Raw genomic sequence first — 25160 nt, 5'->3', positions numbered from 1 at the left:
CATTTGTCGAAAAATGAAATATCCTTCGGTGGATGCATAATTATTATCTTGCTCAATAAATCACATGGCGGCGGAGTGTCAATTAATCATCTTCCATTGTTGACAAGTCGCCTGTCGGAAGATTCAATTCCCAAGCTTTCAACACGCGGCGCATAATCTTACCGCTTCGTGTTTTCGGAAGTTTGTCTCTAAATTCGATTTCTCTAGGTGCTGCATGGGCAGCGAGACCCGTTTTTACGAATTGGCGGATGTCTTCCTTCAATTCATCTGTCGGCTCAACCCCTGGCCGCAGTACGATAAAGGCTTTAATGATTTCACCACGGACCGGATCCGGTTTTCCGATAACGCCGGCTTCCACTACATCCGGGTGCTCAATCAATTTGCTTTCTACTTCAAATGGTCCAACCCGTTCGCCGGCTGTCATAATGACATCATCGACACGGCCTTGGAACCAGAAGTATCCATCTTCATCTTTATATGCGGAATCTCCTGACACGTACCATTTGTCTTTCAAGAAATATTGCTGATAACGCTCAGGGTTTTTCCAAATCGCTCTCATCATGGACGGCCAACCTTTGCGGATCGCCAGGTTACCCATCGTATATGGCGGCAATTCATTTCCTTCATCATCCACAATCGTAGCATAAACTCCCGGGATTGGTTTGCCCATGGAGCCAGGCTTAATTTCCATGCAAGGGTAGTTGCAAATCATGTGTCCGCCAGTTTCTGTCATCCACCATGTATCGTGAATGCGATGGCCCAATTCTTTCATGCCCCAACGAATTACTTCCGGATTTAAAGGTTCACCCACTGAGAGCACATGCCGCAAAGAAGATAAATCATATTGTTTTAAGACGGCAGTACCGGCACCCATCAGCATTCTGAAGGCAGTCGGTGCACTATACCATACCGTAACACCATATTCTTCAATGGCGCCGTACCATCTTTCCGGGCTGAAACGTCCGCCAATGATGACATTCGTTATGCCATTCAGCCATGGACCGAAAATTCCATACGCAGTTCCGGTAACCCATCCCGGGTCCGCTGTGCACCAATAAATGTCATCATCATGTAAATCCAATACCCAACGGGCTGTCTGATAGTGCTGAATCATTGCATTATGGACATGCAATACCCCTTTTGGAGCTCCCGTTGAACCGGACGTATAATGCAAAAGCATTCCGTCTTCCCGGTCAACCCAGACGATGTCGAATTCGTCAGACGCTTCTTCCAATCTTTTATTAAAATCGACAATTTTTTCATTTTCTTCTACTTGATCCCCGACAACAAACACTTTTTCCAAGTGCGGCAATCTATCTAACGGAACGCGTTTTAACAACTCAGGTGTTGTCACAAGTGCTTTTGCTTCACTGTTGGATAATCTGTCATATACCGCCCCTTCCATAAATGCTTCAAAGAGCGGTCCGACAATCAATCCCAATTTCAATGCGCCAAGCAATGAAAAATACAATTCAGGAGATCTTGGCATAAAGATAAATAAACGATCCCCTTTTTCAAGATCCGCGAATTGTTTGAACACATTCGCAGCCTTGTTTGTCATGCGTTTCATATCATAGAACGTGTAGGCTTCTTTACGATCCCCGTTACTAAAATAAAGAGCCACTTTGTTTTTTCGTTCTTCTGAATCTGCATGACGATCGATTGCTTCGTAGGCAGCATTTACTCTCCCCGTCTCATACCAAGTAAATGCTTTCTCCACTTCTTTCCAGTCGAAATTAGCATAAGTTTCTTCATAATTTTTCAAATGATAATCCCCTGGTACAACTGCTAATTTCTCCGTCGTTTTCATCCCCATTAAATTTCCCCTTTCTTTCTATGATATTTTACATTTTACAATGAATCATTATAATTAGCAAAATATTTTTAAGATTTCATGAATTTCTTTATTTTTCACAAATTTCTGCTTTTATGCGCCAATTTTATCATATAATGTAAGTAATAGATGAAGGGGTGATGGTTATGCAACATATAAAAAATTACCATTGCGCACAGCTGGAAACGCCTCAAGGCACAGTTTTTGTCGAAGGACCCGTGCTGCCTGAAACGATCGAAAAGCTGGATTTCCACGAAGATTTGACAGCATTCAGGCCTCCAGAGCAGCAAAAAAAGGCATTAATCGGCATAGCGAAATTAGAAGAAGGCAGAATTATTATCGCCCGAAACAATAATACAATTATCGGCTATGTTACTTATCTATATCCGGATCCTCTTGAGAGATGGGCGGAAGATAAAATAGAAAATGTACTAGAATTGGGGGCTATTGAGGTGATACCATCATATAGGGGAGCCGGTGTTGCCAAAAAATTGTTGGAAGTGTCTTTCATGGCGGATGAAATGGAAGACTATTTAATATTTACAACGGAATATTACTGGCACTGGGATTTAAAAGGAACCGGCCTCAATGTTTGGGATTATCGGAGAATGATGGAAAATTTGATGAAAACTGCAGGTTTCGAATATTGTGCGACAGATGATCCGGAAATCACGTCGCATCCGGCAAATTGCTTGATGGTTCGCATCGGGAAACGGGTTGATAACGATACGATTACGCGTTTTGACCGATTGCGATTCAAATATAGGTATATGTATTAAACAAAGGGGGATTTGAATGATTGTCGAACAAATCATGAAAACGGAAGTATATACCCTGACACCTGAAAACACATTGAATGACGCCTTAAATATGATGAGGGACAAAAATATTAGGCACATTCCCATCGTTGATGAAGAAGGAAATATTGTGGGCCTGATTACATCCCATGACGTGAAAAACGCGTTGCCCTCCTGCGTGAAAGAAGAAGATGCATGCTCCATTTACGAAACACCGATAGAAAAATTCATGGTGAAAGATATTATTTTGGGCCATCCGCTTGATTTTGTAGAGGATGTCGCAATGACTTTTTACGAATCAAAAATCAGCTGTCTGCCAATCGTTTCCGGCGGAAAACTCGTCGGCATCGTCACAACGTCGGATTTGCTCAATGCTTATATCGAATTAACAGGCGCGCATCAGCCTTCTTCAAAAATTGATATTCGGCTGAAAGATAAAGTAGGGACATTGGCTGATGTGTTAATATTATTTAAAAAACATTATGCAAATGTACTAAGCATTTTAGTGTTTCCCGATGCCGAACACGAAAACAGCCGCATCATTTCCATACGTGTCCGTATGATGAATCCATTGCCAATCATCAAAGATTTGCGGGATCATGGTTATGAAGTTTTGTGGCCTAATGTGCCAGGGGTGAATGTATGAAAAATGCAGTATTTGTATTCTCGCCAGACCAATTAAGCTATAAATTTTCCGAAAGCCATCCATTCAACCATAAACGGCTGCTTTTGACAATGGATTTACTCAAAAGCATTGATGCTCTATCGGATGACGATATTATTCCGGCGAGAGTAGCTACGGAAGAAGAAATCGAATTGGTCCATGATCCTAAATATATCGAAATGGTAAAGAAAGCAGGGCACGGCCTCGTCACCCCTGAACAAGCGGAACCATATGGGCTGGGAACGGAAGATACTCCCATTTTCCCTAATATGCATGAAGCAAGCAGCCTGCTTGTCGGTAGTACACTCCAGGCGGTAGATTATGTCATGGAGGGCAAAAGCCGGCATGCTTTAAATCTTGGAGGCGGCTTACATCACGGATTCCGGGGAAGAGCCAGCGGATTTTGCATTTACAACGACAGCTCGATTGCAATCCGTTACATACAAGAAAAATATCATGCCCGCGTTCTATATGTAGATACGGATGCCCATCATGGCGACGGAGTACAATGGACATTTTATGATGATCCGAGCGTTTGTACGCTGTCCATCCATGAAACCGGCAGATATTTGTTCCCCGGAACAGGAAACATCAGTGAAAGAGGAAATGGACAAGGCTACGGAACGTCCTTCAATTTTCCGCTTGAAGCCTTTACAGAAGATGACAGTTTTTTAATGGTGTATGAACAGGCGTTAAGGGAAGTCATTGAATATTTTAAACCCGATGTACTTTTTACCCAAAATGGCGCAGATGCCCATTATTTTGATCCTTTAACCCATTTGAATGCTTCCATAAAAATCTATCGGGAAATCCCTAAACTTGCCCATCAATTGGCGCATGAATATTGCGAAGGACGATGGATTGCCGTGGGCGGCGGAGGTTATGACATTTGGCGCGTCGTACCTAGAGCATGGTCCATGATTTGGCTGGAAATGACCGATCAGCCGGTTCCTACGGGCAAACTGCCTGAAGAATGGCTCAATAAATGGCAACAAGAAGCTCCTGTGCCGCTGATTCCGACATGGGAAGATCCTAATCCATTGTTCGAACCAATCCCGCGAAAAGCGGAAATCGAAGAAAAAAATTCCCAAATGCTTACAAAAGCATTAAGTATTATTCGGACAGAAAAAAACAGACATTTTTAAAGGAAAAGTGTAGACAAAATCCTGGAAGACTTTGTCTACACTTTTTAATTATCCGTGCTTCGCTTTACTTTAGCAGAATCGCGTTTTTCAATCCGGTAAGGCAAAATCACATTGTGGTTCTCCACTTTTTCGTTATTTAAAAATTTCGTCAACAATCTCATGGATACTGCACCAATTTCATACAGCGGCAACACGACACTCGTCAATTGAGGTCTTACCATGCGCGCCAATTTCGTATTCTCAAAACTGATCACTTCAATATCTTCCGGAACTTTAATTCCATGATCCTGAGCTGCGTGAATGATTCCGATGGCCAATTCGTCGCTGCCGGCAAAATAGGCTGTCGGAGGATTTTCGATTTCATTTAATTCTTTCCATGCCTCCATGCCTCCATCATACGAATCGTCTTCTGCCACGATTAATGATTCGTCCACTTCCAATCCGGCATCTTCAAGCGCTTTTTTATAAGCTTCCAGCTTATATTTTGAATTGATTGTATAAGTCAACGGACCGCTGGCAAATGCAATGCGTTTGTGTCCATTCTGAATCAGCATTTTTACCGCTTCATAAGTCGCTTGGAAATAATCGATATTCACAGAAGGCAGCTTTTCGGATTCGGCGACAGATCCCGCAAGAACGATGGGCACAGGAGAATTTTCCATTGTCTGGAGCAATTTTGGTGTGACAACATCACTCATCATGACAATTCCGTCCACCTGTTTTCCCAACATTGTATCAAGCAGAGACAACTCTTTCTCCTCGTTTTGGTCGGAATTGGCCAAAATAATATTATATCGATACATCGTCGCGATATCTTCTATTCCACGGGCCGCTTCCGCATAAACATTGCTTGAGATATCAGGGATGATAACTCCCACCGTTGTCGTTTTTTTGCTCGCCAGCCCTCTTGCCACCGCATTTGGGCGATAACCGAGGCGATCTATGACTTCAAGCACTTTTTTGCGGGTGGAAGGCTTCACATTTTGGCTCCCGTTCACTACCCGGGAAACGGTTGCCATCGAAACATTCGCTTCTCGGGCAACATCATAAATTGTAACCGTCACAGGTCTCCCTCCCTTTAATTGTTATTTTCTTCATGATACGATACATTGCTCATTTTTTTCAATACATAGGAACAGTTCAAAAAATTATAACAATATATTTATAAATATAGGATTTTATCACTATTATTTTTTACAAAAAAACTATCCAATCATAAAGATTGGATAGTTTCGGCATTAAGCTTTATACTCATATTGTTTCATAAATTTTAACAATTCTTCATAAAATTCATCAAATTGCTGTAAATCCATTTGCTGTTGGGAATCGGATAATGCTACGGATGGATCCGGATGGACTTCTGCCATCACGCCATCTGCGCCAATCGCGATAGCCGCTTTTGCGCATGGCAATAATAAATCGCGTCGGCCTGTTGAATGTGTTACGTCAACAAACACAGGCAAGTGTGTTTCCTGTTTCAAAATTGGCACCGCCGAAATGTCCAACGTGTTGCGTGTTGCTCTTTCGTATGTGCGGATTCCGCGTTCGCAAAGCATGATATTTTCGTTTCCTCTGGACATGATGTATTCCGCTGCAAGGATGAATTCATCAATTGTTGCGGCCAAACCGCGTTTTAGTAATACCGGTTTATCGGTTTCCCCTACCGCTTTCAACAATTCGAAGTTTTGCATATTGCGTGCACCGATTTGAATGACATCAACATAATCCAACGCTTCTTCGATATGCCCAGGTGTCACAATTTCCGTAACTACCGCCAAACCGTATTCTTCTGAAACACGTTTTAAAATTTTCAGCCCTTCCAAACCTAAACCTTGGAAATCATATGGAGATGTACGTGGTTTGTATGCACCTCCGCGGATGAATTTTAATCCTTTCGCTTTGATGGAAGCGGCTACTTGCGCTGTTTGTTCGTAAGATTCTACGGAACATGGGCCGAAAATAAAAGTCGGTTCTCCGGCGCCGATTTTTTTCCCGTTAATTTCGATGATTGTATCTTCAGGTTTTTTCTTGCGGGAAACAAGCAATTCTTTTTTCGTATCCGCTTCTAATTGTTTTAAAGCCGTTTTGAAAATCGTTTTGAAGATATAATCAACCGTCATTTGATTTAACGGACCTTTATTATGCTTTTTCAACAAATCCAACATGTGGCGTTCGCGCAATGGGTCGTATCGGTTTACCCCTTGTTTTTCTTTAATTTTTCCGATCTCGTTTACGATTTCCGCACGTTCGTTGATCAATCGAAGAATTTCCAGGTTTAGTTCATCGATTTGTTGGCGAAGTTCTTCTAACCGTTTTTCACTCATTCCCAATTTCTCCTCCCTACTGAAATACAACACTTTCAGAAGACTGAATGTATGTTATTACATTTTAAGATAATATACATATTATAATCAAGAAAATTCAGAATGTCACGTCTTTTTAATTTAGTGCTTCAACTCGCTAAAGCGATAATAGATTTCTAGGCTTCCTTGATGGAAATGAATCAAATGATGTGATATGGTCCTCTATATTTGGCAGGCCTGCAATGAATTATGGAACAAGGGAAAGCGGGCGTCCGGAAAACGGGCAATAAAATCAAAAAAGAGCATATTGGAAAACCATCTGTTTTCGCAAATGCCCTTCTTGATCATCTATGTTAGATTGAGGATGGACGGGCTGCCTCTGAAATCTCTTCTCCTTCGTATGCATCAACGAGATTTTCTTCATAAGAAGCCGTGCCGTCATCCATGACTTTTGGAGATTTTTCCTTTTTCGACTTTACTTTTTCGACCAAATGGGATGATTGCTCTTTAATTTGGCTTGATAGCTGCGCGGTTTTTTCTTTCGCGGTGGATGTAAGAACAATTCCTTTTTGCCGAATATTGCTTGCCTGTTGAACTACATCGCTGCGCAAATCTTTCCCTGTTTTAGGCGCAAACAATAGTCCGACTGCAGCGCCGACAATACCTCCAACTAATGCTCCAATCACAAAATCTTTCATATTGATCGTTTCCTCCCCGTTTGCCGCCTGATTCGCAGTTTCCTGCGGCAACTGTTGATCTTTCACTTCATTGAAATTTGGTTTTTCTCCTGACATCGTCATTTCCCCCTTCATTTTTTCTCGCGCTTGTAAACCGCAACTCCCTTATGATCCGCTTCTGCCGCTTCCTGATGGGCTTTTCGTTGTTTCCATCTTTCGGCAATATCCATGACCACATTGCTCCATTGTACAACCTGGGCAATCTTTTCTTCATTTTTGCTTACTTCTTTCGAGATGGAATCCGTTATCTTATTAAGAGAATTGTTTAAATTATTGACAGATGTCCCCATATTTTTGATTGCATCCACTACCGTGTTTAATTTTTCGGATTTATCGATGATATCTGCGGCTAAAGTATTTGTCTTTTCCAGCAGATAAGTCGTTTCACGGGTAATGCCTTCCATTTGTTTTTCTATTCCGGCAATCGTGCCGGCCATGCTTTTTAAAATCCCTTTTAATGAGAACAACGTAGCTCCTATACTTATACAAAGCACGAGGAAAGCCAGCGCTGCAACAAGTGCCGAGATATATAAAATCACTTCCATGCTGAAGACCTCCTAGAATTAAGTTGTATATTCATTTCGACAAATTTTTCGGAATTCCTTCTTTTGTTAAAAAAAGGAGCTTGAAATCGCCCCTTTTTTATATATATTGAAATAATTTCGTCACATTTCTTCCAAAACTATGCACCCTTTTTGAGAAGGGTTTCGAATGCTTTTTGGAATTTATTCACATCTCCCGCTCCCATAAAGAGAAAAACGGCATTTTGATGTTGTTTCAATCGATCAATCGTCTCTGTCCGGATCACTTCGCTTCCATCTATAAGTTTAGCCAAATCTTCAATCGTCAGATTTCCGTTCTTTTCTCGGGCAGAGCTGAAGATTTCGCATAAATAAACGGAGTCCGCCTGTTTTAAGCTGTCGGCAAACTGCTCTAAAAACGCTTCTGTCCGGCTAAATGTATGGGGTTGAAAGATGGCTACAACCTCCCGTCCCGGATATTTTTGTCTTGCCGACTGGATTGTTGCGATAATTTCAGTAGGATGATGCGCATAATCATCAACAAGAACATTATTGCCAATTTTCGTCTCAGTAAAACGCCGTTTTACACCATTAAACGTTTTTATCCGTTCTTTGATGATATCGGCAGGAATTCCTTCATAATGGCATAGCGCAATGACCGCCAGCGAGTTCAAAATGGCATGGTCTCCAAACATTGGAATGAAAAACCGGTCGTAATATTCGTTTCGGATATATACATCAAAACTTGAACCAATTGTTGATTTTTCGATGTTTTTCGCTACAAAGTCGTTGCGTTCTCCCATTCCATAATAAATGATCGGCACGTTCGCATGAATCTTTTGTAAATATTCGTCATCCCCGCAAGCGATGATCGCCTTCTTCACTTGCAGCGCTAATTGCTGGAAGGCGGAAAATACGTCTTCGATATCTGAAAAATAATCCGGATGATCAAAGTCGATATTGGTCATGATGGCATAATCCGGATGATATGCGAGAAAATGTCTCCGATATTCGCAGGCTTCCATCACAAAATAAGTTGCGTCCTTTTTCCCATAACCGGTTCCATCGCCAATCAAATATGATGTCGGTTTATATCCCCCGATGACATGGCTCATTAAGCCCGTTGTCGATGTTTTTCCATGGGCTCCGGTAACTGCTATGGATGTAAATTTTTTAATGTATTCCCCTAAAAATTTATGATAACGAATGACTTCCACGCCTAATTCTTTTGCCCGGACAATTTCCGGATGGCTGTCAGGAAACGCATTTCCCGCAATAACCGTCATCCCGGGCTGGATATTATTCGGATCAAATTTTAATATTTTAATATTTCTTTCCCTTAAAGGCTGTTCGGTAAAGTAGTATGTTTCCACATCGGAACCTTGGACGTTTTCGCCCGAATCGAAGAGTATTTGGGCAAGTGAACTCATTCCCGAACCTTTTATGCCTGTAAAATGATAAATTGTCATGTTTAAAACCTCCCAGGGATTGAGCCTAATGAATAAATATTAAGCTTATGACTAGTTTATACATTTTTAGTAAATCAAAAACCTATACCATTATAGCATGTATTTTTTTATTCGTTTCAAAAAAATGAGAGGGGCTCCCCCCCTCCTGTTCCGGATGTTTGTTCATCAATCGAACAGCTCCATTAAATCCTTTTCCGTAATATACACTTCCCTAGGTTTGCTTCCTTTTTGCTCGGATACAAATCCATAACTTTCAAGCATTTCGATCAACCGGGCCGCCCGGTTGTATCCAATGTGATATTTTCTTTGGATAAGGGAAGTCGATGCGGCTCCCTGTTCATACACGAAGCGGCAGACATCCTCGAACAATTCATCCTGCTCCTCGATCATTTCCACTTTTTTCAACAGCTCTTCCTGTTCAAAGAGATAATCGGGTTCCCCCTGTTTTTTTACATGATCGACAATCTTTTCAATTTCTTCATCCGTCACAAAGGTTCCTTGCAAACGGATCGGATCCGACATGCCATTTCCGAGGTAAAGCATATCTCCTCTTCCCAGCAGCCGTTCCGCCCCTTGGCAATCCAAAATGGTGCGGGAATCGATTTGGGAAGAAACGGAGAAGGCTATGCGTGTCGGAATGTTCGATTTAATCAAACCTGTAATGACATCAACGGAAGGACGCTGTGTGGCAAGAATCAAATGTATGCCGCAAGCCCTCGCTTTTTGGGCAATCCGGCAAATGGATTCCTCCACATCTTGAGGGGCCATCATCATTAAATCGGCCAATTCATCTATAACAATCAGGATATAAGGAAGTTTCAAGGAGCCTTTTCCCTCTTGTTCTACAAGTTTATTATACCGGGGCAAATCCCTTACACCTGCATGGGCAAACAGCTGATATCTCCGCTCCATTTCATCCACCGCCCACTTCAGCGCCACTGTCGCCGCTTTCACATCGGTTATGACAGGACTTACGAGATGCGGAATATGATTATATGGAGCCAGCTCCACCACTTTCGGATCAATTAACATCAACTTCAATTCACTTGGTTCGGCCTTTAACAGCAGGCTGACTAAAATGGAATTGATGCATACGGATTTTCCTGAACCGGTCGCTCCTGCAATCAATCCATGGGGCATTTTGCGCAAATCGATTGTCACCGGCTCACCGGTCAAATCCAATCCAAGGGCTGCTTCCATCGGCGATTCGGATTGTAAAAATCGTTCACTGTTTACAACTTCCGATAAACGCACAGCCCGGGAAATGCGGTTAGGTATTTCAATCCCGATTGTGTTTTTCCCCGGAATCGGCGCCTGAATCCGAATGTCTTTCGCAGCCAAGGCGAGTTTCAAATCATCTGCAAGATTTCGTATTTTGCTTACTTTTGTTCCTTGACCGACAGTAATTTCAAATTGGGTGACTGCAGGGCCCTGCATAATCGATTCCACTTTGGCGGTCACTTGGAAATAGGATAATGTCTCCACAAGCTTTTGAGCCTGGCTTTCCATCCATTCCCGATCTTCCGCGGATGATTCCGGCGGGGTCAAAAAACTCAAAGGCGGCTTTTCGTATCGGCTATCTTTTTTTTCAACCTGTGTTGAATTTTCAAAGAACTCTTTTTTCCCGGTTATAGATTCGAAGTTCTTTCGATTATACTCAATCTTTTTCTCTTGAGGCTCAGGCTTTCCGAAGTCAAGATGCGATTGCCCTTTTTTGGCCAACTTTTCTTTATCCGACTTCAGCATAATGACGTTGAACGGAATGGGCCTGTTCTTTGTCCCATTTTCTTTCATTTCGTTTTTCGTTTCGTCCGTTGAATGCGGACCATCCTTTCTTCTCTCTTTCTCATTCAATCGTTCTGCCGATTCCTTCTTCAAAGAATTAGGATGATGTCCGTCGATTTCCGGTTTTTTCAATGGCCATTCATCATCGTTAGAAACAGGACCGTCAAACAATGTTGTATTGGATTGCCCCTCATCGGAAGTCGGAAATTGTTTTTCTTCCGGCTGATATTCTTTCGTTGGCGCTTCTCCACTTTCCTGCAATAAAATTTCAGAATTTGCCCCTTCTCCGAAAATGATGGTCTCGGCCTGCAATCGTTCTTCGCTCCGTTCCGCCTCATCGGCTTCACAAACGTTCATCGGGCCTTTTTGTTCCTTCCCGATTTCTTCCGTCCTCATTTTTTCGCCTTGCTCTCCGGAAAATGGGAAATCCTCCATTTCAATTGGAGCAACATCCGTCTGGCTGCCGTCGGATTGGCCGCCTATTTCCGCATTCGCTGCCGATTCTTTTGCTTTTTGTATGTTTATAAAAGGGGTGCTGTTTGCTGCTGGTTCAAGCATGATAGGGGCTTCATCCTGCAGAGCCGAGCGCACTTCCTGTTCTTCCAAAATCCCTGACATTCCATCCGGATTCCCTGCATCTTCTACCAAAACGGACCGTGAATCGCTGCCTTTTTCTTCTAAAGTAATCGATAAACTTTCTTTCGTTTGATGGAGAATTTGTTCAACTTCTTCCTTCACTTTCTCCAATTGTTTATCGATCTCTTCAACTGCAAGGGTGCGTGGCCTGTTTTCAAATCCTGATGCAATTTCGGTGGACGCGTCAGGCAAACCTTTTTGATCATCCAACTCCCGTTCCCTGTTTTCTTGCTGTTTTTTCGCCAGCAAATCGTGTATTGGCCGAGGTTTTTGAAAACCGTATACAGGAGAAGGAACATTTGTCGGAATGAATCTTTTTCGATTTAGAGGAAGTTGATTTTGTTCATGTTCCGTCGTCTTTTCTGTTTTTTTCCGGACAGGTTCCCGGTCAGCATCCTTCCGCAAGTTGAGCTCTCTCCTGCGAGGGGATTTATAATCAGGACGGGAGGCCTTTTTCTTGTTTTGAATCCGCATTTCCAGAAGTTCATGTATTCTTGGAACATCCACGTCATACACCAGTGAATTCTTATCATGATGAACATCATGCTTTGCATTATCATGTTTGATTGCTTCAGCCGGCTGGTAGGGAGATTCGTTTTTTGTCGGCCGGACTTCTTCGTCAGGAATTAATGGAAACCGAAACTTTGGTTGCGGCTGCTTTTGTTCGTATGTATATTCTTCCCAATCTGCTTCGTACTCTATTTCATCATATTCTTCTTCCATATCATTCTGAAAAAATAACTTATTCAATGTTTTTTTTAGCCATTTCATCCGTCATCACTCTTTCTAATACCATCCCTTTTATAATTATATGATATTTTTCGGCAATATAGCTATGTTCTATATCGATTCACATTATATTTCATATATGTATCATTCACCCGAATCATGCATGAATCATCCTATTGATTGCCCAAAAAAGGATAACATAAATTGTGTTGCAAATCCTTTACATTCCATTAACATCTCATTAAAAAATGGTTAGGACAGCCTTGCCCTAACCATTCAGGATGTTATAGTTTTTCCGGGATTTGAAAAGGTGAACCCACCTCGGCATCCTCATCCAGTACCAATATTCCTTTTTCCTGAGGAGCATTTGGAATTGCAAGCTCCCTTGCTGAACAAATCATTCCATAGGAATCTACTCCGCGCAGTTGTGCAGGTTTGATGACCATTCCGGAAGGCATGACCGCCCCGATTTTTGCAACCACCACTTTTTGGCCGGCTTCGACATTTGGCGCACCGCATACGATTTGCAACACCTCATCGCCGACATTCACTTTGCAAACGCTCAATTTGTCCGCGTTCGGATGCTTTTCTTTTTCTTCCACATAGCCAACGACAAATTTCGGAGAAAAATCCACGTCAATGGAAACTTCCACATCGTTCGCCTTCAGGGCTGCCCGGATTTGTTGAACGAGTTCTTCAGTCACTTCCACATTGCCGCTTACATTGAGTTCCATATATTTGCTCGCATTAAATAGATTAAATCCTTTCACTTCCCCTGTTGCTTTTTCCTTGATTAACGCGACATCCCCCACCCGTTCCACTTCCGGCGCGGCAACATCCTCCGTTGTCAATTGAACGAGCAGTACATCTCCGACATGTTCTTTATTGTATGCTGCAATCATTTGAATTCCGACTCCTTTTCTTATCGATTTTTTGCTAATATAAAAATCGGTGTCAGCTCTCCGTTTTCATAGACAAAGGATAATGATGTGATTGGCACACGTCCAATGGAAAAGAAATGCATCGTCATTTGGGCCAGCACATCATATCCTGTTTCATTCCGGATATCTCCTATAATTAGCACGTCCTGATGAGGAACGGAAATGGCCATATCCCCTTCGATTTTTTCCCTCATTTGTTTTAGAAAAGCTTCGTTTAAGATGCGGCTTGCATCATATCCGTCATTTTCATTGACAAAATAGAAGACATTCCCCGCCACCTCATCTTTTTTCGTATTCGTAGGCAACTGGCGGACGGAAAATCGGGCAATTTCCCGGATTTGATCGGGGGTCGCGTTTAATTTCAGAAGCATGGATTCATCAATCAAACGGTAAGTAGCGCCCAAATCCAGAGCATAAAAAATGCGGGTTTCCGCTGTATGATCTGCCGTAATGAAAGCATGTCCCTCTTTTGATTTCAACGGGAAGGATGTGGAACGAATGACAGGATATATTTTCGAAAGGTGATAAATTTCTTCATTCTGTTCCTTCTCCATTGCGAGAAACGTCTGTTCAATCGTATAAACGACATCATGAATCGCCTGTCCTTTTCTTTCGTTGTATTTTGCAAGAATACCCGGAAGATGGATTTCCATTCCTTTTTGAAGGGTTTTATGGTCCACCCGCAATTTATCGTCTTTCCGATTATAAGAAAACACGAATTTTTGTGTCCCTAACCGTTTTTTCAGTTCTTCGACAAGCTGCTCAGTCTTCAATTTGCATTCACTTCCTTATGTGCACAAATAAACGGCTCACATATTGTGAACCGTTTTTTTCTTCTTGCATTTATTGTATCAAATGAGATGAACAATAGTCGAATAGAACGAATCCATTAACGGATCACTTCGACTGACCGGGCAATCATCATCATTTCCACCAGCTTATCATCCATATTTCGGCCGTTGGAGATTGTGGACAATTTTACGCCACCGCTGCTGGCAATCAATTCATATTGATCATCATTGTGCTTGATCACCATTGTAAAGCCAAAGACGCCGTCAAGTTCAACCGGCTGCTCTTTCACAATTTTCTTCGCGGAATTTTTTTTCAATAATTCATAATGCAGTTTGCTGTCTTCTTTTTCGTTCACATTGACGAACAAAATGTAATTATCTTTTCCCTTTGATATTACGTAGTTATTGACATCATCTGTTTCTTTGATGCTATACCCGGAAGGCAAATAGAGTTCGATTTGGCCAATCTTTTTATTCGGCTCCCTTGGGGTTTCTTCAAATACCGTTTGCGCGCTGGCTACTCCGACATTAATCTGCTCTTCGACAGATTTCCCGCAGCCGGAGAGTCCCGTTAACAGCATGGCGGCAATGGCTAATAATAACCATTTTTTCATAATGTTTCACTTCCTTTACCAAACTTTATTTTAGTAGGATATTCAAAAGAGCGCAATCTCAAATTTTCCTTTTAGAATCATAGATAATTGCTTGTACTTTTGCACAGTTAACTCTTCCGATCGCTTCTTTCATGTTTTCCCTCATTTCACTTTACTACAATCTGTTCGGAATGGTTCTAAGAAATTCGTTACATTCTCATTACATGTTTGTAACAAAAAGAAACCGCCGCAAAGAAGCGGCGGTAAAAGCCAAAAGAAACGTTGATTAAGGATTTTGGAGGATGGTATCAACCGTTGTGCGGTCCAATTTACGGATCAATGTCACCAATAATTCTTTTGCAGCCAAATAATCATCGACATGAATGATGGAAGCGGATGTATGGATATAGCGGGAACAAATGCCGATCACCGCGCTCGGAATGCCGCCGTTCATCGTATGAACCCTTCCCGCGTCTGTGCCGCCTTTTGAAACGAAATATTGATATGGAATATGATTGGATTCAGCTGTATCCAATATAAAATCACGCAACGTACGGTGGGTTACCATCGTCGGATCGTAAATGCGCAAAAGCACACCTTTTCCCAACTGGCCGAATTCGTTTTTGTCGCCGGTCATATCATTTGCGGCAGAAGCATCCAAAGCAAAGAATAAATCCGGCTGAATCATGTAAGTGGAGACTTGGGCTCCGCGAAGCCCCACTTCTTCCATCACATTCGCTCCCGAATAAAGATGGTTCACCACTTTTTCATCTTTCAGTTCTTTTAACAATTCAATCGCAAGCCCGCATCCATAACGGTTATCCCAGGCTTTCGCCATGATTTTTTTCGGGTTCGCCATCACCGTAAACGGACAAACCGGGATAATCGATTGTCCGGGGCGGATCCCCATTTGAATGGCATCCTCTTTGCTGTCGGCTCCAACATCAATCAGCATTTCTTTTATGTCGACAGGTTTCTTTCTCTGCTCTTCCGTCAGCAAATGGGGAGGCGTTGAGGCAATGACGCCCGGAATTTCCCGTTCTTTTGCAAAGATGACCACCCTCTGGGCGAGCAAAACCTGTGGATTCCATCCGCCCAATGGTTGAAAGCGGATCATGCCATTGTCGGTGATGCTCTTTACCATAAAGGCTACTTCATCCATATGGCCGGCCACCAAAATCTTCGGAGCATTAGATTCCTCTGACTTTCGCAATCCAAAGATTCCGCCCAAATTGTCCTGCACGATTTCATCCGAATATTTTTCGAGCTCTTTTCTCAGGAATGCCCGCACCTGGTGCTCGTTTCCGGGCGCTCCCGGAAGTTCCGTCAATGTTTTAAACAATTCCAAAGTTTCTTCATTCACTTGGAACACTCCCTCTTTCAATACTTGCTTTATTTTAGCATAAACATCCGGTACACATAACGATGAAAGCCGGAATGATATTTCATTCCGGTCAAAAAGATTTAACTTTTTTATCCGGCAAATAAAAAGGGAATTCCAACCATTCCATCGAAATGTGTATATAATTTAAAAAATGTTTTATCCTGCTTTAAGGAGACTTCATAAGCCATTTAGTGTTACAATGGTATTTAAGGAGGTAATTGGAATATGAATTTACGTGATTTTATGTTAGGGGTAACAACCGGATTGGCAGCGGCAGTCATCATAAAAGAAGCATCAGAACGTATTCAGCCTTATATGAATCCAAATCAAATATTGGAAAATATCAAAGATGAATTCAGAAAAGAAAGTCCGATCGAAGGTTCCTGGATTTATATGAAACCGGAAAACTTCACTAACGGCATTACAACAATCCCTGTATATCGGGGCGGGATTTCAAGAGTGATCGACGGCGAGACGGAAAACTTCGAATTTGCAGCAGATGCCCGTTCAGGCGTGATCGTCGAATTAAAGAAAGCATAATTAAAAAAGATGGGGGATTCCCCATCTTTTTTAATTATTTGCAGGCAGAGGAATGTTTGCCTTTTTGCCGCGTTTCACGGAATCGATGATTTCTTTTCCCGTCTCATCCCATTGAATCATTCGATAGTAGGCATCATGATAAAAAATGAATTTGTAGCCCTCTTGATAAGCCTCTTTCAATATTTTTTCTTTTGCAAAAATGCTCGTCATCGGATAGTCGTCATATGCCATCACCCATAACGGATTTTGGTGGGCATGGGTTGGCATAATATCCGCCATATGAATCAAAGTTTCCCCATTTTGCTTCAACTTTACAATGGCATGTCCATCACTATGGCCGCCTGTATGAATCATTTCGATGCCAGGAACAATTTCGATAAAATCGTTGAAAGTGGAAACTTGATCCTGAATCGGCTTCCAATTTTCTTCCCAATATGTCGCTTTAGAACGGATATTGGGATTGCGCATTTCATCCCATTCTATTTGAGAGACGTAGATGGTTGCATTGGGGAATGAAGAAACCAATTTGTCCCCTTCATATTTTGTCAATCCGCTCGCATGATCGAAATGCATATGGGTCATTAAAATTCCGTCGATATCCTCCGCAGTTAAACCCAATTTCTGTAAACTATCATCAATATTTGATAACTCCGTTACCCCAAAGTTGCGGATTTGTTTTTCATTCAACTTATTGCCAATCCCGCTGTCAATCATATAGTTTTTCCCATTATATTGGATGAGAATCGGTTCACAAGACAGCTCAATTTGATTTTTCTCATTCCCGGGATATTTTCTCGACCACAAAGGCTTCGGAACGACACCAAACATCGCACCCCCATCCAAGGAGGTTACTCCTCCATCCAACCATGTTAAGGTCATGTCATGAAATTGCAGTTGATCCATCGTCCATTTCTCCCCCTATACTATCAAAATTGTTTATCTTTCATTGAAACTTCTGCCAACAGCCGTTGACAACAAGTTTCAATTTTACCCCCCGTTCCTTTTTGCAAATTGAGCCTCCAACCGGTAAATCGGCTGCCCCAATGCCGAAAACTTTTCCTCGTATTCCGTGCGGATATTGTCTTCCGGCTCATTGGCATGCAAATCTAAAGAAACTTCATTCAAAACCATGCCATATTGGGACATCGACACCAATGAATATTCAAAAAGCCCCCGGTTATCGGTTTTAAAGTGGATTTCTCCTCCATCCACCAAAATCGATTCATAGATTCTTAAAAACCTTTCATGGGTGAGTCTCCGTTTCGCATGGCGCTTTTTTGGCCATGGGTCGGAGAAATTCAAATAAATCCTGTCCACCTCATTTTTTTGGAAAAAATTCTCTAACTCTTCAGCATTGACTTTCAGCAGTCTCAAGTTGGGAGGCGAACCTGCTTCCAATGCTTTTTGCAATGCTTTCACGATGACTTTGTCATATAATTCAATTCCAATATAATTGATCTCCGGATTGGCTAAAGCCATCCCGACAATAAATTGCCCTTTTCCGCTTCCTACTTCTATGTGAAGTGGATGGTCATTGCCGAAAACCTCATTCCACTTGCCTTTAAACTCTTCAGGATTTGGAATCAAAATTTCCGGATGTTTTTGGATGAAATCTTTTGCCCAAGGTTTGTTACGCAGTCTCACTCAATCTACCCTACCTTCTATGTTGTTCCTCTATTTTATCGTATCCATTCTATATTTTAAACATTTTTTCCAAATGGTGTTTTCTTTATTGGATGCTATGTATTTGCTTCATATCTCTTTATGTACATAACGTTAGTCGTTCAGATGATACTTATGAACCACTTTCCGGCTGCTCTTCCGATTTTTGACCATTCCGGATGCCGCGGGGATAGGCTGCCGTCTCCACGCTGTTTAAAATGGCCTGCGCCGCTTCAAATTGATTTTTCTTGATGGGGGATGGAGAATATTTTAAATGCAAGAACCAACTTGAATATCCCCGCTTGTCGACGTATTGGACATTAAAATGCGACATCGACCGGTCAAAGTAGCCGTTTCTTGAAAGCAAAATTTTCCGTATCGGTATTTCAACTTGATGATGTTTAAAAAGCTGGTTTACAATCATTTCCATCCGGTTTAACTGCAAGAGCGGATTTAAAATTTTCACATCTCTTTTTCCGATTTTTTTCGTCCAAAATCTTTCGCCATCGCCAACATAAAAAGCATCTTCTTCCGCTTCAACAAGCGTGATGCATAAACATTCGGTCGGCGACAAAAGGATGACGTCCAATTCGATTGGCGCATTTTTGACTTTGATTACCGGGTAATAAAAGACGAAATAATTATCCGGCAGCCGTTGGAGAACGGTTTTTAAAAAACTGTCCCTATAGAAACGGGGATCGACATTGGATTGTTCCAACAGCGTCGAACTGGCCCATCTTATTTGGAATTGAAATAACTGGTCAAGAAACATCCGCTTCAACTCTTCTAGGTTTGAAGGGCGATGAATGATCTTCGGCTCAAATGATAAATCCGGCCCATCTCCATGTTCCTCCGTATCGGAAATGGGGTGCTGGAATCCATCAACGTTTTCCATGTCGTCTTGGATGGACCGTTTTTTGGCAAACCATCTTTTCAAAATGGAAAACCGTTTTGGCTGTTCTTCCTCTTCACCGAAATGTTCCCATGCCATCGGCTCTCCGCCTGACAGCCATTGCTGTTTTACTTTTTCCCATTGGGTCCTTTTTAAACGCACATATTGGGTTGGATATCTTGTCAAATCCAATTGATATCTGGAAATATAATCTTGCAACTTAATGAGCTGTGCCAACGGAAACACTCTCCTACTCTACTCTCTTCCATCCATTTTACATGACTGTTCCAAAAAATCATAGTAACGCTGAAGCGATGATGAAAAAAGAAATAGTATCCTCTTCGCAGGATACTATTTCCGGTCATGAAATGAACAACACAAAAGGCATTAAATATGCAACGGCTTTGGAATTTTGGCTTCAAATTGTTTTTGTAGTTTTCTTGTCCATTCCCCTACTTTGCCATCATTGATCGGCTTGCCGTCGATTTCAATCACGGGAGTAATTTCCGACGTTGTGCTTGTGACAAATAATTCATCCATGTTCAACGCTTCATAAGTAGTGAACGGTATTTCCTTCACCGGCATATTGATTTCTTCGGCACAATCCATGACCACATCCCGGGTAATGCCCCTTAAAATCAAGTGATTGGCGGGATGGGTATACAATATGCCATCTTTGACGCCAAAAACATTGGTAGAAGCCCCTTCGGTTACAATATTATCGCGATGCAATATCGCTTCATAGCACCCTTTTTCATGGGCTTCCTGTTTTGCCAGCACGGCACCCAGCAGATTCAAAGTTTTGATGTCGCAACGCAGCCAGCGGATATCTTCCACAAAAGTTGCTTTTACTCCCTTTTCAATATTTTCTAGCGGGCGCGGATTTTCCCGTGTATATCCAATCAAAACCGGCTTTGCGCCGCCTTCCGGAAAGTAATGGGTCCGCGGGGAAACGCCGCGCGTAATTTGAAAATAGATATGTCCCGTACCTACTTGATTTTTTTCTATCAGTTCCTGCAAAAGCTCTTGAAGGTGTTCCTTCGTATATGGAATGGAAATGCGGATTTTCTCCGCCGAAGAATAAAAACGTTCTATATGTTCTTTTACCGTAAACATTTCGCCGTTATAAACTTTAATGACTTCATAAACGCCATCGCCAAACTGATATCCCCGGTCCTCTTTGTCTATTTTGACTTCTTCGTCTTTTACAATTTGATCATTCCATAAAGTAAATCCCATTTTCCCACTTCCTTCATTATTTGGCCGCCAATTCAACTATGGATTCCGCATAGATGGCAGCGGCTTTTACTAAGTTGTCAATGACAACATATTCATCTTTTTGGTGAGCCACATCCGGTTCACCAGGAAATAAACTGCCGAATGCCACCCCTTTTTTCAGCACCCGTGCATAAGTGCCGCCGCCGGTAGATAACGGTTTTCGGTCATCGCCTGTATACCGTCGATAAACTCTTAGCAACGTTTGAATAAATTCATCCTCTTCCGGAATGTAATGAGGCATTGAATTTGACAATACATGCAAACTAAAAGGATATTTCAATAAATGTTCCGACGCTTTTTTCATTTTTTCCTCGTACGGATAAGTCACAGAATAACGCATGCTGACGAGAATGTTTCCTCCGTTTTGGGAATCGAAGGAAACAACCCCTGCATTCAATGTCGTAGGCCCCGAAACTTCATCCGCATAATCCAATCCTAAAGCGTTCCCATATACATCGCCGAAAACATCGGCAATAAAGGTTACAAAAGCTTTGCTTGCATCGGTTGTCAAATGGTGACTTAAAAATTGCGCAAGCACGACTGCCGCATTTTTTCCTTTTTCCGGTTCCATGGCATGGGCGGATTTTCCTGATACCGTTATTATAACTCTTTCCCCTTCGCAAGTAAAAGTTGCTTCCCGGTCATACTCTTTAAACCATTTATTGAATTGAACTTCTAAATCCTCCGAAACATTTTTCACCACAGCTTTTGCGAAATCCGGAACCATATTGTGCCGATTGCCCGCCTGAAAAGAGATGAGCTGCTCCTCAGAGGACAACGGATCCGTTTGGGAAAATTGCAATAGTGCTATCCCCTTTTCCGCATTGATCAACGGAAAGTCTGCATCCGGCGCAAAACCGATGTCAGGCATTGCTTCTTTTTGAAAATAATGTTCCACACAGCGAAAACCGGATTCCTCATCGGTGCCGATAATCATGCGAACCTTTTTGGAAAGGGGGATTCCGGACTCTTTCACCATCTTCATCGCATAATATGCGGCCATTGTAGGGCCTTTGTCGTCAATGGAGCCGCGGCCATACAATTTGCCATCTTTTAAAACTCCTTGAAAGGGAGGATAAGTCCAGTCATTCCCCGCAGGCACCACATCCACATGGCAAAGGATGCCCAGGATTTCTTCCCCTTCTCCCATTTCAATATGCCCGGCATAATGATCGACATTTTTTACTTTAAATCCATCCTGCTCCGCCTTTGAAAGAAGCCATAACAAAGCCCGCTTCGGTCCTTCCCCGAAAGGGGCCTCATCCGATTGATGTTCTTCATCCAAAACGCTCTCAATTTGAATCAATTGTCGCAGATCTTGAATCAACGCTTCTTTTTGCGCTTCTGCCAATGTCAAAAAATCCATATATTCCACCTCTGAATCAATTCTGGACAAAATTCAAAAAATGTATATTTGACTATAAGTAACATATCTTTTATAATAAACAGAAATTTTATCATTGGAATTGTGGAAAAATTAATAGTTTATTGCTATAATGAGTCTGTCAAATGAATTTTTGACAAAAAATTCTGATAAAGGGGATGTCTAAGGCAGAAATTTAGACCTCTCGTTCATAAGCAGTCGTCCGCTGGTCTTTGCCATGTGAATCAAGATGAAGGAGTGGTTCAAATATGAAACCCGCTACAGACAGAATGCTTACACGCATTAAAGATGTGTACATGTACATTCGTGAGAATGGGACAGTCACTACACAGGATTTGGTTGAAGAATTCAACATCACTCCTCGCACCATTCAAAGAGATTTGAATGTGTTAGCCTTCAACAACTTGGTGGAAAGCCCAAGTAGAGGCAAATGGACAACGACGAAGAAAAAAGTGAAGTTATCATCATAGAGATAGATATAGATTGGAATTTGGCAACAGTAATGAACGAGTGACCATTAAAGGTCACTCTTTTTTATGGACATATTGTTGGACAGCTTTTACTTCTTCATCCGTTAACTCGCGGTAATCGCCATATTTCAAATTCGGATCCAATGTCAAATTTCCCATCGAAAGACGCTTTAAAAAAACGACCTTTTTATTAACCGCTTCAAACATCCTTTTGACTTGGTGAAATTTCCCCTCATAAATCGTCAGTTCAATTTCGGATAAATCCCCGGACTTTAAAATCTTTAGTTCCGCAGGTTTGGTAATAGTGCCGTCATCCAGGACAACCCCTTGTTGAAAAGCCCTCACATCCTCTTCCGTCACTTTTCCCTTGACCCTTGCAAAATAAGTTTTCGGTACATGTTTCTTTGGCGACAATAATTGGTGGGCCAAATCGCCGTCGTTCGTCAACAGCAATAATCCCACGGTATTTTTGTCCAATCTGCCGACAGGGAAAGGATGATAATGCCGAAGGAGCGGGCTCAATAAATCGATCACCGTCTTTTCCCGTAGATCTTCGGTTGCCGAGATGACCCCTTTCGGCTTGTTCATCATAATGTAGATATATTTTTTATATTCCAATTTTTCTCCGAATACATAAATTTCTTGCCGATCCGGGTCCACATGCATAGCCGGGTCCTTCACGACTTTCCCGTCAACGGTTACTTGTTCCTTCTTCAACAACTGCTTCACTTCTTTTCGGGAGCCGTACCCCGAGTTGGCGAGCAATTTATCCAAACGCATACAATAGACACCTACTTCAACCCGAATTTTCCGGCAATACGGGTAATTCGTTCACCTAATAATTTTTGGGCAAGCCCTGTTCTAAAACTGATAAATGCGTAAACATAGACGCCGATTGCAACGCAAATCAACGCCACGAATAAACTGGAGATTTTGCTGTCCACCGGCCCCGCCAGCCAGATGATTACCTTCTGGGCCAGCATCACGCAAACGGCCATTACAGCCGTCAAAATCACAATAAGCATTGTACGTCTTACAACAACTTTTGAATTGTAATTTAACACTTTCTTTAAAACGATCAGATTGATTGCAATCGAGATCGTATACCCGATCGCTGTCGACAAGATCGCTCCATCCACTTGCATTGCTTCAATGAGCGGGGTATTCAGCATCAATTTCACCAAAATACCGGTCAACAAACTGAATACAATCCATTTTTGATAGTCAATCCCTTGAAGAAGCGCCGCCGTTACTTGGAACAAAGCAAATAAAACGGCGACCGGAGCATAATGGGCAAGCACTTTGGCGCCCATTTCACTTTCGCTGTACAAAAGGAAATATATCTCGTGTGATAATAATGAAATGCCGATTGCAGCAGGCAATGTAATGAAAAATAATATCTGATAGGATTTATCCATTGCATTTTGGAGCAGGTCAAATTCATTCCGATTAAAGTATTTTGTAATCGTCGGAACAAGGGCCAAAGACAAGCTTGTCGCAAGCATTACGGGAATGATGACAACTTTATGGGTTGTAAAATTCAGCATGCTCAAATACAAATCCGATACTTCCGACATGCCGATATGCTTCATGGCATTATTAAAAGTCAGCATATCGACAAGTTGAAACAGCGGATTGGCGATTCCGACAAAAATCATCGGGATGGAATAGCGGATAACCTCCACATATATTTCGGTCAACTTGATATTGGATTTCTTTTGGCTTTTTCTTCTCAGTTCATTCATTTGAGGACGATATTTTTTCCAAAAATGGAAAAGCACCGCGATTCCGCCAATCGCCCCAATGAAAGCGGCAAAAACCGATAAAGCAATCGCCGTTTCAGCCTTGCCTTTCAAAATGATCATCACAATGAAGGAAGCCGCAAGCAAGAAGACAATCCGCACAATCTGTTCCACAAGCTGGGAATAGGCGGTCGGTTCCATAATTCCATATCCTTGGAAAAATCCTCGCCATAAACTCATAAATGGCACGACAATCAAGGCGTAGCTGACCCATCGGATGACGGATGCCACCTGTTCCACGCTAAAAACCTGCTTTTCGCTTCTGATGACAATTTCCGCAATCGGTATCGCAAGCAAGTTTAACAATAAAAATGTCAAAAATCCCGTGACGAGCATCGTCAGAAGGCCGGATTTCAACAATCTTCTGCCCGATTCATAATCTCCCATGGCATTATACTTCGATACAAATTTGGATACCGCTACCGGCGCCCCGGAAATGGCGATGGAAAGCATGATGGTATATGGGATATAAGCGTACTGATAGAGTATGACATTCTTTTCCCCAACAATCGCATAAAAGGGAAAAACATAAATCAGCCCCAACACTTTTGACAGAAACATGCCGATTGTTAAAATAGCTGTACCTTTCATTAATGAGGACATTGGATTCATCCATTCTTTATTTAGTTTTTCACCATTTATTATGACGCATATGGGCGGTTTAAGTGCACAAGCAATTTGCGAAAAGAAGCAACAAAAATAAGCACTATCCCTTTGTGTTGCGGGATAGTCCCATACATTTCCCAAAGCATTTTTTGATAGAAGTACCGGTTCTCAAACCCATATGAAAACCGGTACATTAT

Annotated in this window: 23 protein-coding genes; 5 read left to right on the top strand and 18 right to left on the bottom strand. The window is 42.0% G+C overall.

Annotated features, from left to right (window positions below):
* Positions 1–82: 82 nt before the first annotated feature.
* Positions 83–1816: an acetate--CoA ligase gene (gene acsA / locus FKZ59_RS11150; RefSeq protein WP_408057497.1), complete on the bottom strand. Its 1734-nt coding sequence runs from the start codon at positions 1814–1816 to the stop codon at positions 83–85.
* Positions 1817–1980: 164 nt separating this feature from the next.
* Here acsA and FKZ59_RS11145 point away from each other — a divergent pair, with 164 nt between their 5' ends.
* From FKZ59_RS11145 to FKZ59_RS11135, 3 genes are read left to right on the top strand one after another with little or no spacing between them, the layout of a single operon-like run.
* On the top strand, positions 1981–2613 hold the full coding sequence (locus tag FKZ59_RS11145; protein ID WP_141602837.1) for a GNAT family N-acetyltransferase: 633 nt from the start codon (positions 1981–1983) through the stop codon (positions 2611–2613).
* A gap of 16 nt (positions 2614–2629) precedes the next feature.
* On the top strand, positions 2630–3277 hold the full coding sequence (locus FKZ59_RS11140; RefSeq protein WP_141602836.1) for an acetoin utilization AcuB family protein: 648 nt from the start codon (positions 2630–2632) through the stop codon (positions 3275–3277).
* Positions 3274–4440, top strand: coding sequence for an acetoin utilization protein AcuC (locus FKZ59_RS11135; protein WP_141602835.1), 1167 nt, complete (start codon positions 3274–3276; stop codon positions 4438–4440). Before FKZ59_RS11140 ends, FKZ59_RS11135 begins: the two co-directional genes overlap by 4 nt.
* A gap of 44 nt (positions 4441–4484) precedes the next feature.
* On the opposite strand, the gene ccpA is transcribed toward FKZ59_RS11135, so the two are convergent.
* From ccpA to FKZ59_RS11085, 10 genes are all read right to left on the bottom strand, one after another.
* Complete coding sequence (ccpA, locus tag FKZ59_RS11130; protein WP_141602834.1) at positions 4485–5504, bottom strand: catabolite control protein A; 1020 nt, start codon at positions 5502–5504, stop codon at positions 4485–4487.
* Between the two features lie 174 nt (positions 5505–5678).
* Positions 5679–6764 carry a bifunctional 3-deoxy-7-phosphoheptulonate synthase/chorismate mutase gene (locus FKZ59_RS11125; protein WP_141602833.1) on the bottom strand — a complete coding sequence of 362 codons (1086 nt, stop codon included), beginning with the start codon at positions 6762–6764 and terminating at the stop codon, positions 5679–5681.
* 332 nt (positions 6765–7096) lie between these two features.
* Complete coding sequence (locus tag FKZ59_RS11120) at positions 7097–7537, bottom strand: YtxH domain-containing protein (protein WP_141602832.1); 441 nt, start codon at positions 7535–7537, stop codon at positions 7097–7099.
* A gap of 14 nt (positions 7538–7551) precedes the next feature.
* On the bottom strand, positions 7552–8025 hold the full coding sequence (locus FKZ59_RS11115; RefSeq protein WP_141602831.1) for a DUF948 domain-containing protein: 474 nt from the start codon (positions 8023–8025) through the stop codon (positions 7552–7554).
* Positions 8026–8162: 137 nt separating this feature from the next.
* The gene (gene murC, locus FKZ59_RS11110) at positions 8163–9470 is read right to left on the bottom strand and encodes a UDP-N-acetylmuramate--L-alanine ligase (RefSeq protein ID WP_141602830.1); all 1308 of its coding nucleotides are present in this window, start codon (positions 9468–9470) and stop codon (positions 8163–8165) included.
* A 165-nt stretch (positions 9471–9635) separates the two neighbouring features.
* Positions 9636–12662, bottom strand: coding sequence for a DNA translocase FtsK (locus FKZ59_RS11105; RefSeq protein ID WP_141602829.1), 3027 nt, complete (start codon positions 12660–12662; stop codon positions 9636–9638).
* Between the two features lie 242 nt (positions 12663–12904).
* Complete coding sequence (gene ytpR / locus FKZ59_RS11100) at positions 12905–13522, bottom strand: YtpR family tRNA-binding protein (RefSeq protein WP_141602828.1); 618 nt, start codon at positions 13520–13522, stop codon at positions 12905–12907.
* Between the two features lie 20 nt (positions 13523–13542).
* Complete coding sequence (locus tag FKZ59_RS11095; RefSeq protein WP_141602827.1) at positions 13543–14334, bottom strand: DUF1444 domain-containing protein; 792 nt, start codon at positions 14332–14334, stop codon at positions 13543–13545.
* Positions 14335–14450: 116 nt separating this feature from the next.
* Positions 14451–14966, bottom strand: coding sequence for a hypothetical protein (locus FKZ59_RS11090; protein ID WP_141602826.1), 516 nt, complete (start codon positions 14964–14966; stop codon positions 14451–14453).
* A 265-nt stretch (positions 14967–15231) separates the two neighbouring features.
* A complete protein-coding gene (locus FKZ59_RS11085; RefSeq protein WP_141602825.1) occupies positions 15232–16308 on the bottom strand; it encodes a M42 family metallopeptidase in 1077 nt (358 codons plus the stop codon).
* 246 nt (positions 16309–16554) lie between these two features.
* Here FKZ59_RS11085 and FKZ59_RS11080 point away from each other — a divergent pair, with 246 nt between their 5' ends.
* Entirely contained in the window at positions 16555–16869 is a 315-nt protein-coding gene (locus FKZ59_RS11080; RefSeq protein ID WP_141602824.1) for a hypothetical protein, read from the top strand.
* A 30-nt stretch (positions 16870–16899) separates the two neighbouring features.
* Here FKZ59_RS11080 and FKZ59_RS11075 read toward each other — a convergent pair whose 3' ends face one another.
* The 5 genes from FKZ59_RS11075 to pepV all read right to left on the bottom strand — a co-directional run bounded on the left by FKZ59_RS11075 (position 16900) and on the right by pepV (position 22067).
* Positions 16900–17772: a YtnP family quorum-quenching lactonase gene (locus FKZ59_RS11075; RefSeq protein WP_141602823.1), complete on the bottom strand. Its 873-nt coding sequence runs from the start codon at positions 17770–17772 to the stop codon at positions 16900–16902.
* Positions 17773–17856: 84 nt separating this feature from the next.
* Entirely contained in the window at positions 17857–18513 is a 657-nt protein-coding gene (gene trmB, locus FKZ59_RS11070; RefSeq protein ID WP_141602822.1) for a tRNA (guanosine(46)-N7)-methyltransferase TrmB, read from the bottom strand.
* A gap of 151 nt (positions 18514–18664) precedes the next feature.
* Positions 18665–19660 (bottom strand): nuclease-related domain-containing protein, encoded by a 996-nt coding sequence (locus FKZ59_RS11065; protein WP_141602821.1) that lies wholly within the window; start codon positions 19658–19660, stop codon positions 18665–18667.
* 150 nt (positions 19661–19810) lie between these two features.
* Positions 19811–20662 carry a D-amino-acid transaminase gene (gene dat / locus FKZ59_RS11060; RefSeq protein ID WP_141602820.1) on the bottom strand — a complete coding sequence of 284 codons (852 nt, stop codon included), beginning with the start codon at positions 20660–20662 and terminating at the stop codon, positions 19811–19813.
* 16 nt (positions 20663–20678) lie between these two features.
* Positions 20679–22067, bottom strand: a complete 1389-nt coding sequence (gene pepV, locus FKZ59_RS11055; protein ID WP_141602819.1) for a dipeptidase PepV — start codon at positions 22065–22067, stop codon at positions 20679–20681.
* Positions 22068–22333: 266 nt separating this feature from the next.
* Between pepV and FKZ59_RS11050 the strand changes: the two genes are divergently transcribed.
* Positions 22334–22555 carry a DeoR family transcriptional regulator gene (locus FKZ59_RS11050; protein WP_141602818.1) on the top strand — a complete coding sequence of 74 codons (222 nt, stop codon included), beginning with the start codon at positions 22334–22336 and terminating at the stop codon, positions 22553–22555.
* 54 nt (positions 22556–22609) lie between these two features.
* Here the strand turns inward: FKZ59_RS11050 and FKZ59_RS11045 are convergent, their stop codons facing one another.
* Both FKZ59_RS11045 and FKZ59_RS11040 read right to left on the bottom strand, forming a co-directional pair.
* Positions 22610–23335 (bottom strand): pseudouridine synthase, encoded by a 726-nt coding sequence (locus tag FKZ59_RS11045; RefSeq protein WP_141602817.1) that lies wholly within the window; start codon positions 23333–23335, stop codon positions 22610–22612.
* Between the two features lie 11 nt (positions 23336–23346).
* Entirely contained in the window at positions 23347–24960 is a 1614-nt protein-coding gene (locus FKZ59_RS11040) for a putative polysaccharide biosynthesis protein (RefSeq protein ID WP_141602816.1), read from the bottom strand.
* Between the last annotated feature and the right edge of the window lie 200 nt (positions 24961–25160).

Origin of the sequence: Ureibacillus terrenus (assembly GCF_006569205.1) — a bacterium.
GTDB lineage: Bacteria > Bacillota > Bacilli > Bacillales_A > Planococcaceae > Ureibacillus > Ureibacillus terrenus.
Note: the sequence above shows the minus strand (reverse complement) of the source record. Positions and strands in the feature narration are given on the sequence as shown.

Coding starts and splice junctions, on each gene's coding strand:
- FKZ59_RS11080 (WP_141602824.1), top strand. CDS start 16,555: ATGAATTTACGTGATTTTATGTTAGGGGTAACAACCGGATTGGCAGCG.
- murC (WP_141602830.1), bottom strand. CDS start 9,470: ATGACAATTTATCATTTTACAGGCATAAAAGGTTCGGGAATGAGTTCA.
- FKZ59_RS11120 (WP_141602832.1), bottom strand. CDS start 7,537: ATGTCAGGAGAAAAACCAAATTTCAATGAAGTGAAAGATCAACAGTTG.
- FKZ59_RS11145 (WP_141602837.1), top strand. CDS start 1,981: ATGCAACATATAAAAAATTACCATTGCGCACAGCTGGAAACGCCTCAA.
- FKZ59_RS11090 (WP_141602826.1), bottom strand. CDS start 14,966: ATGAAAAAATGGTTATTATTAGCCATTGCCGCCATGCTGTTAACGGGA.
- pepV (WP_141602819.1), bottom strand. CDS start 22,067: ATGGATTTTTTGACATTGGCAGAAGCGCAAAAAGAAGCGTTGATTCAA.
- dat (WP_141602820.1), bottom strand. CDS start 20,662: ATGGGATTTACTTTATGGAATGATCAAATTGTAAAAGACGAAGAAGTC.
- FKZ59_RS11135 (WP_141602835.1), top strand. CDS start 3,274: ATGAAAAATGCAGTATTTGTATTCTCGCCAGACCAATTAAGCTATAAA.
- FKZ59_RS11140 (WP_141602836.1), top strand. CDS start 2,630: ATGATTGTCGAACAAATCATGAAAACGGAAGTATATACCCTGACACCT.
- FKZ59_RS11105 (WP_141602829.1), bottom strand. CDS start 12,662: ATGAAATGGCTAAAAAAAACATTGAATAAGTTATTTTTTCAGAATGAT.
- FKZ59_RS11115 (WP_141602831.1), bottom strand. CDS start 8,025: ATGGAAGTGATTTTATATATCTCGGCACTTGTTGCAGCGCTGGCTTTC.
- acsA (WP_408057497.1), bottom strand. CDS start 1,816: ATGGGGATGAAAACGACGGAGAAATTAGCAGTTGTACCAGGGGATTAT.
- FKZ59_RS11045 (WP_141602817.1), bottom strand. CDS start 23,335: ATGCGTTTGGATAAATTGCTCGCCAACTCGGGGTACGGCTCCCGAAAA.
- FKZ59_RS11050 (WP_141602818.1), top strand. CDS start 22,334: ATGAAACCCGCTACAGACAGAATGCTTACACGCATTAAAGATGTGTAC.
- FKZ59_RS11125 (WP_141602833.1), bottom strand. CDS start 6,764: ATGAGTGAAAAACGGTTAGAAGAACTTCGCCAACAAATCGATGAACTA.
- FKZ59_RS11040 (WP_141602816.1), bottom strand. CDS start 24,960: ATGTCCTCATTAATGAAAGGTACAGCTATTTTAACAATCGGCATGTTT.
- ytpR (WP_141602828.1), bottom strand. CDS start 13,522: ATGATTGCAGCATACAATAAAGAACATGTCGGAGATGTACTGCTCGTT.
- FKZ59_RS11075 (WP_141602823.1), bottom strand. CDS start 17,772: ATGGATCAACTGCAATTTCATGACATGACCTTAACATGGTTGGATGGA.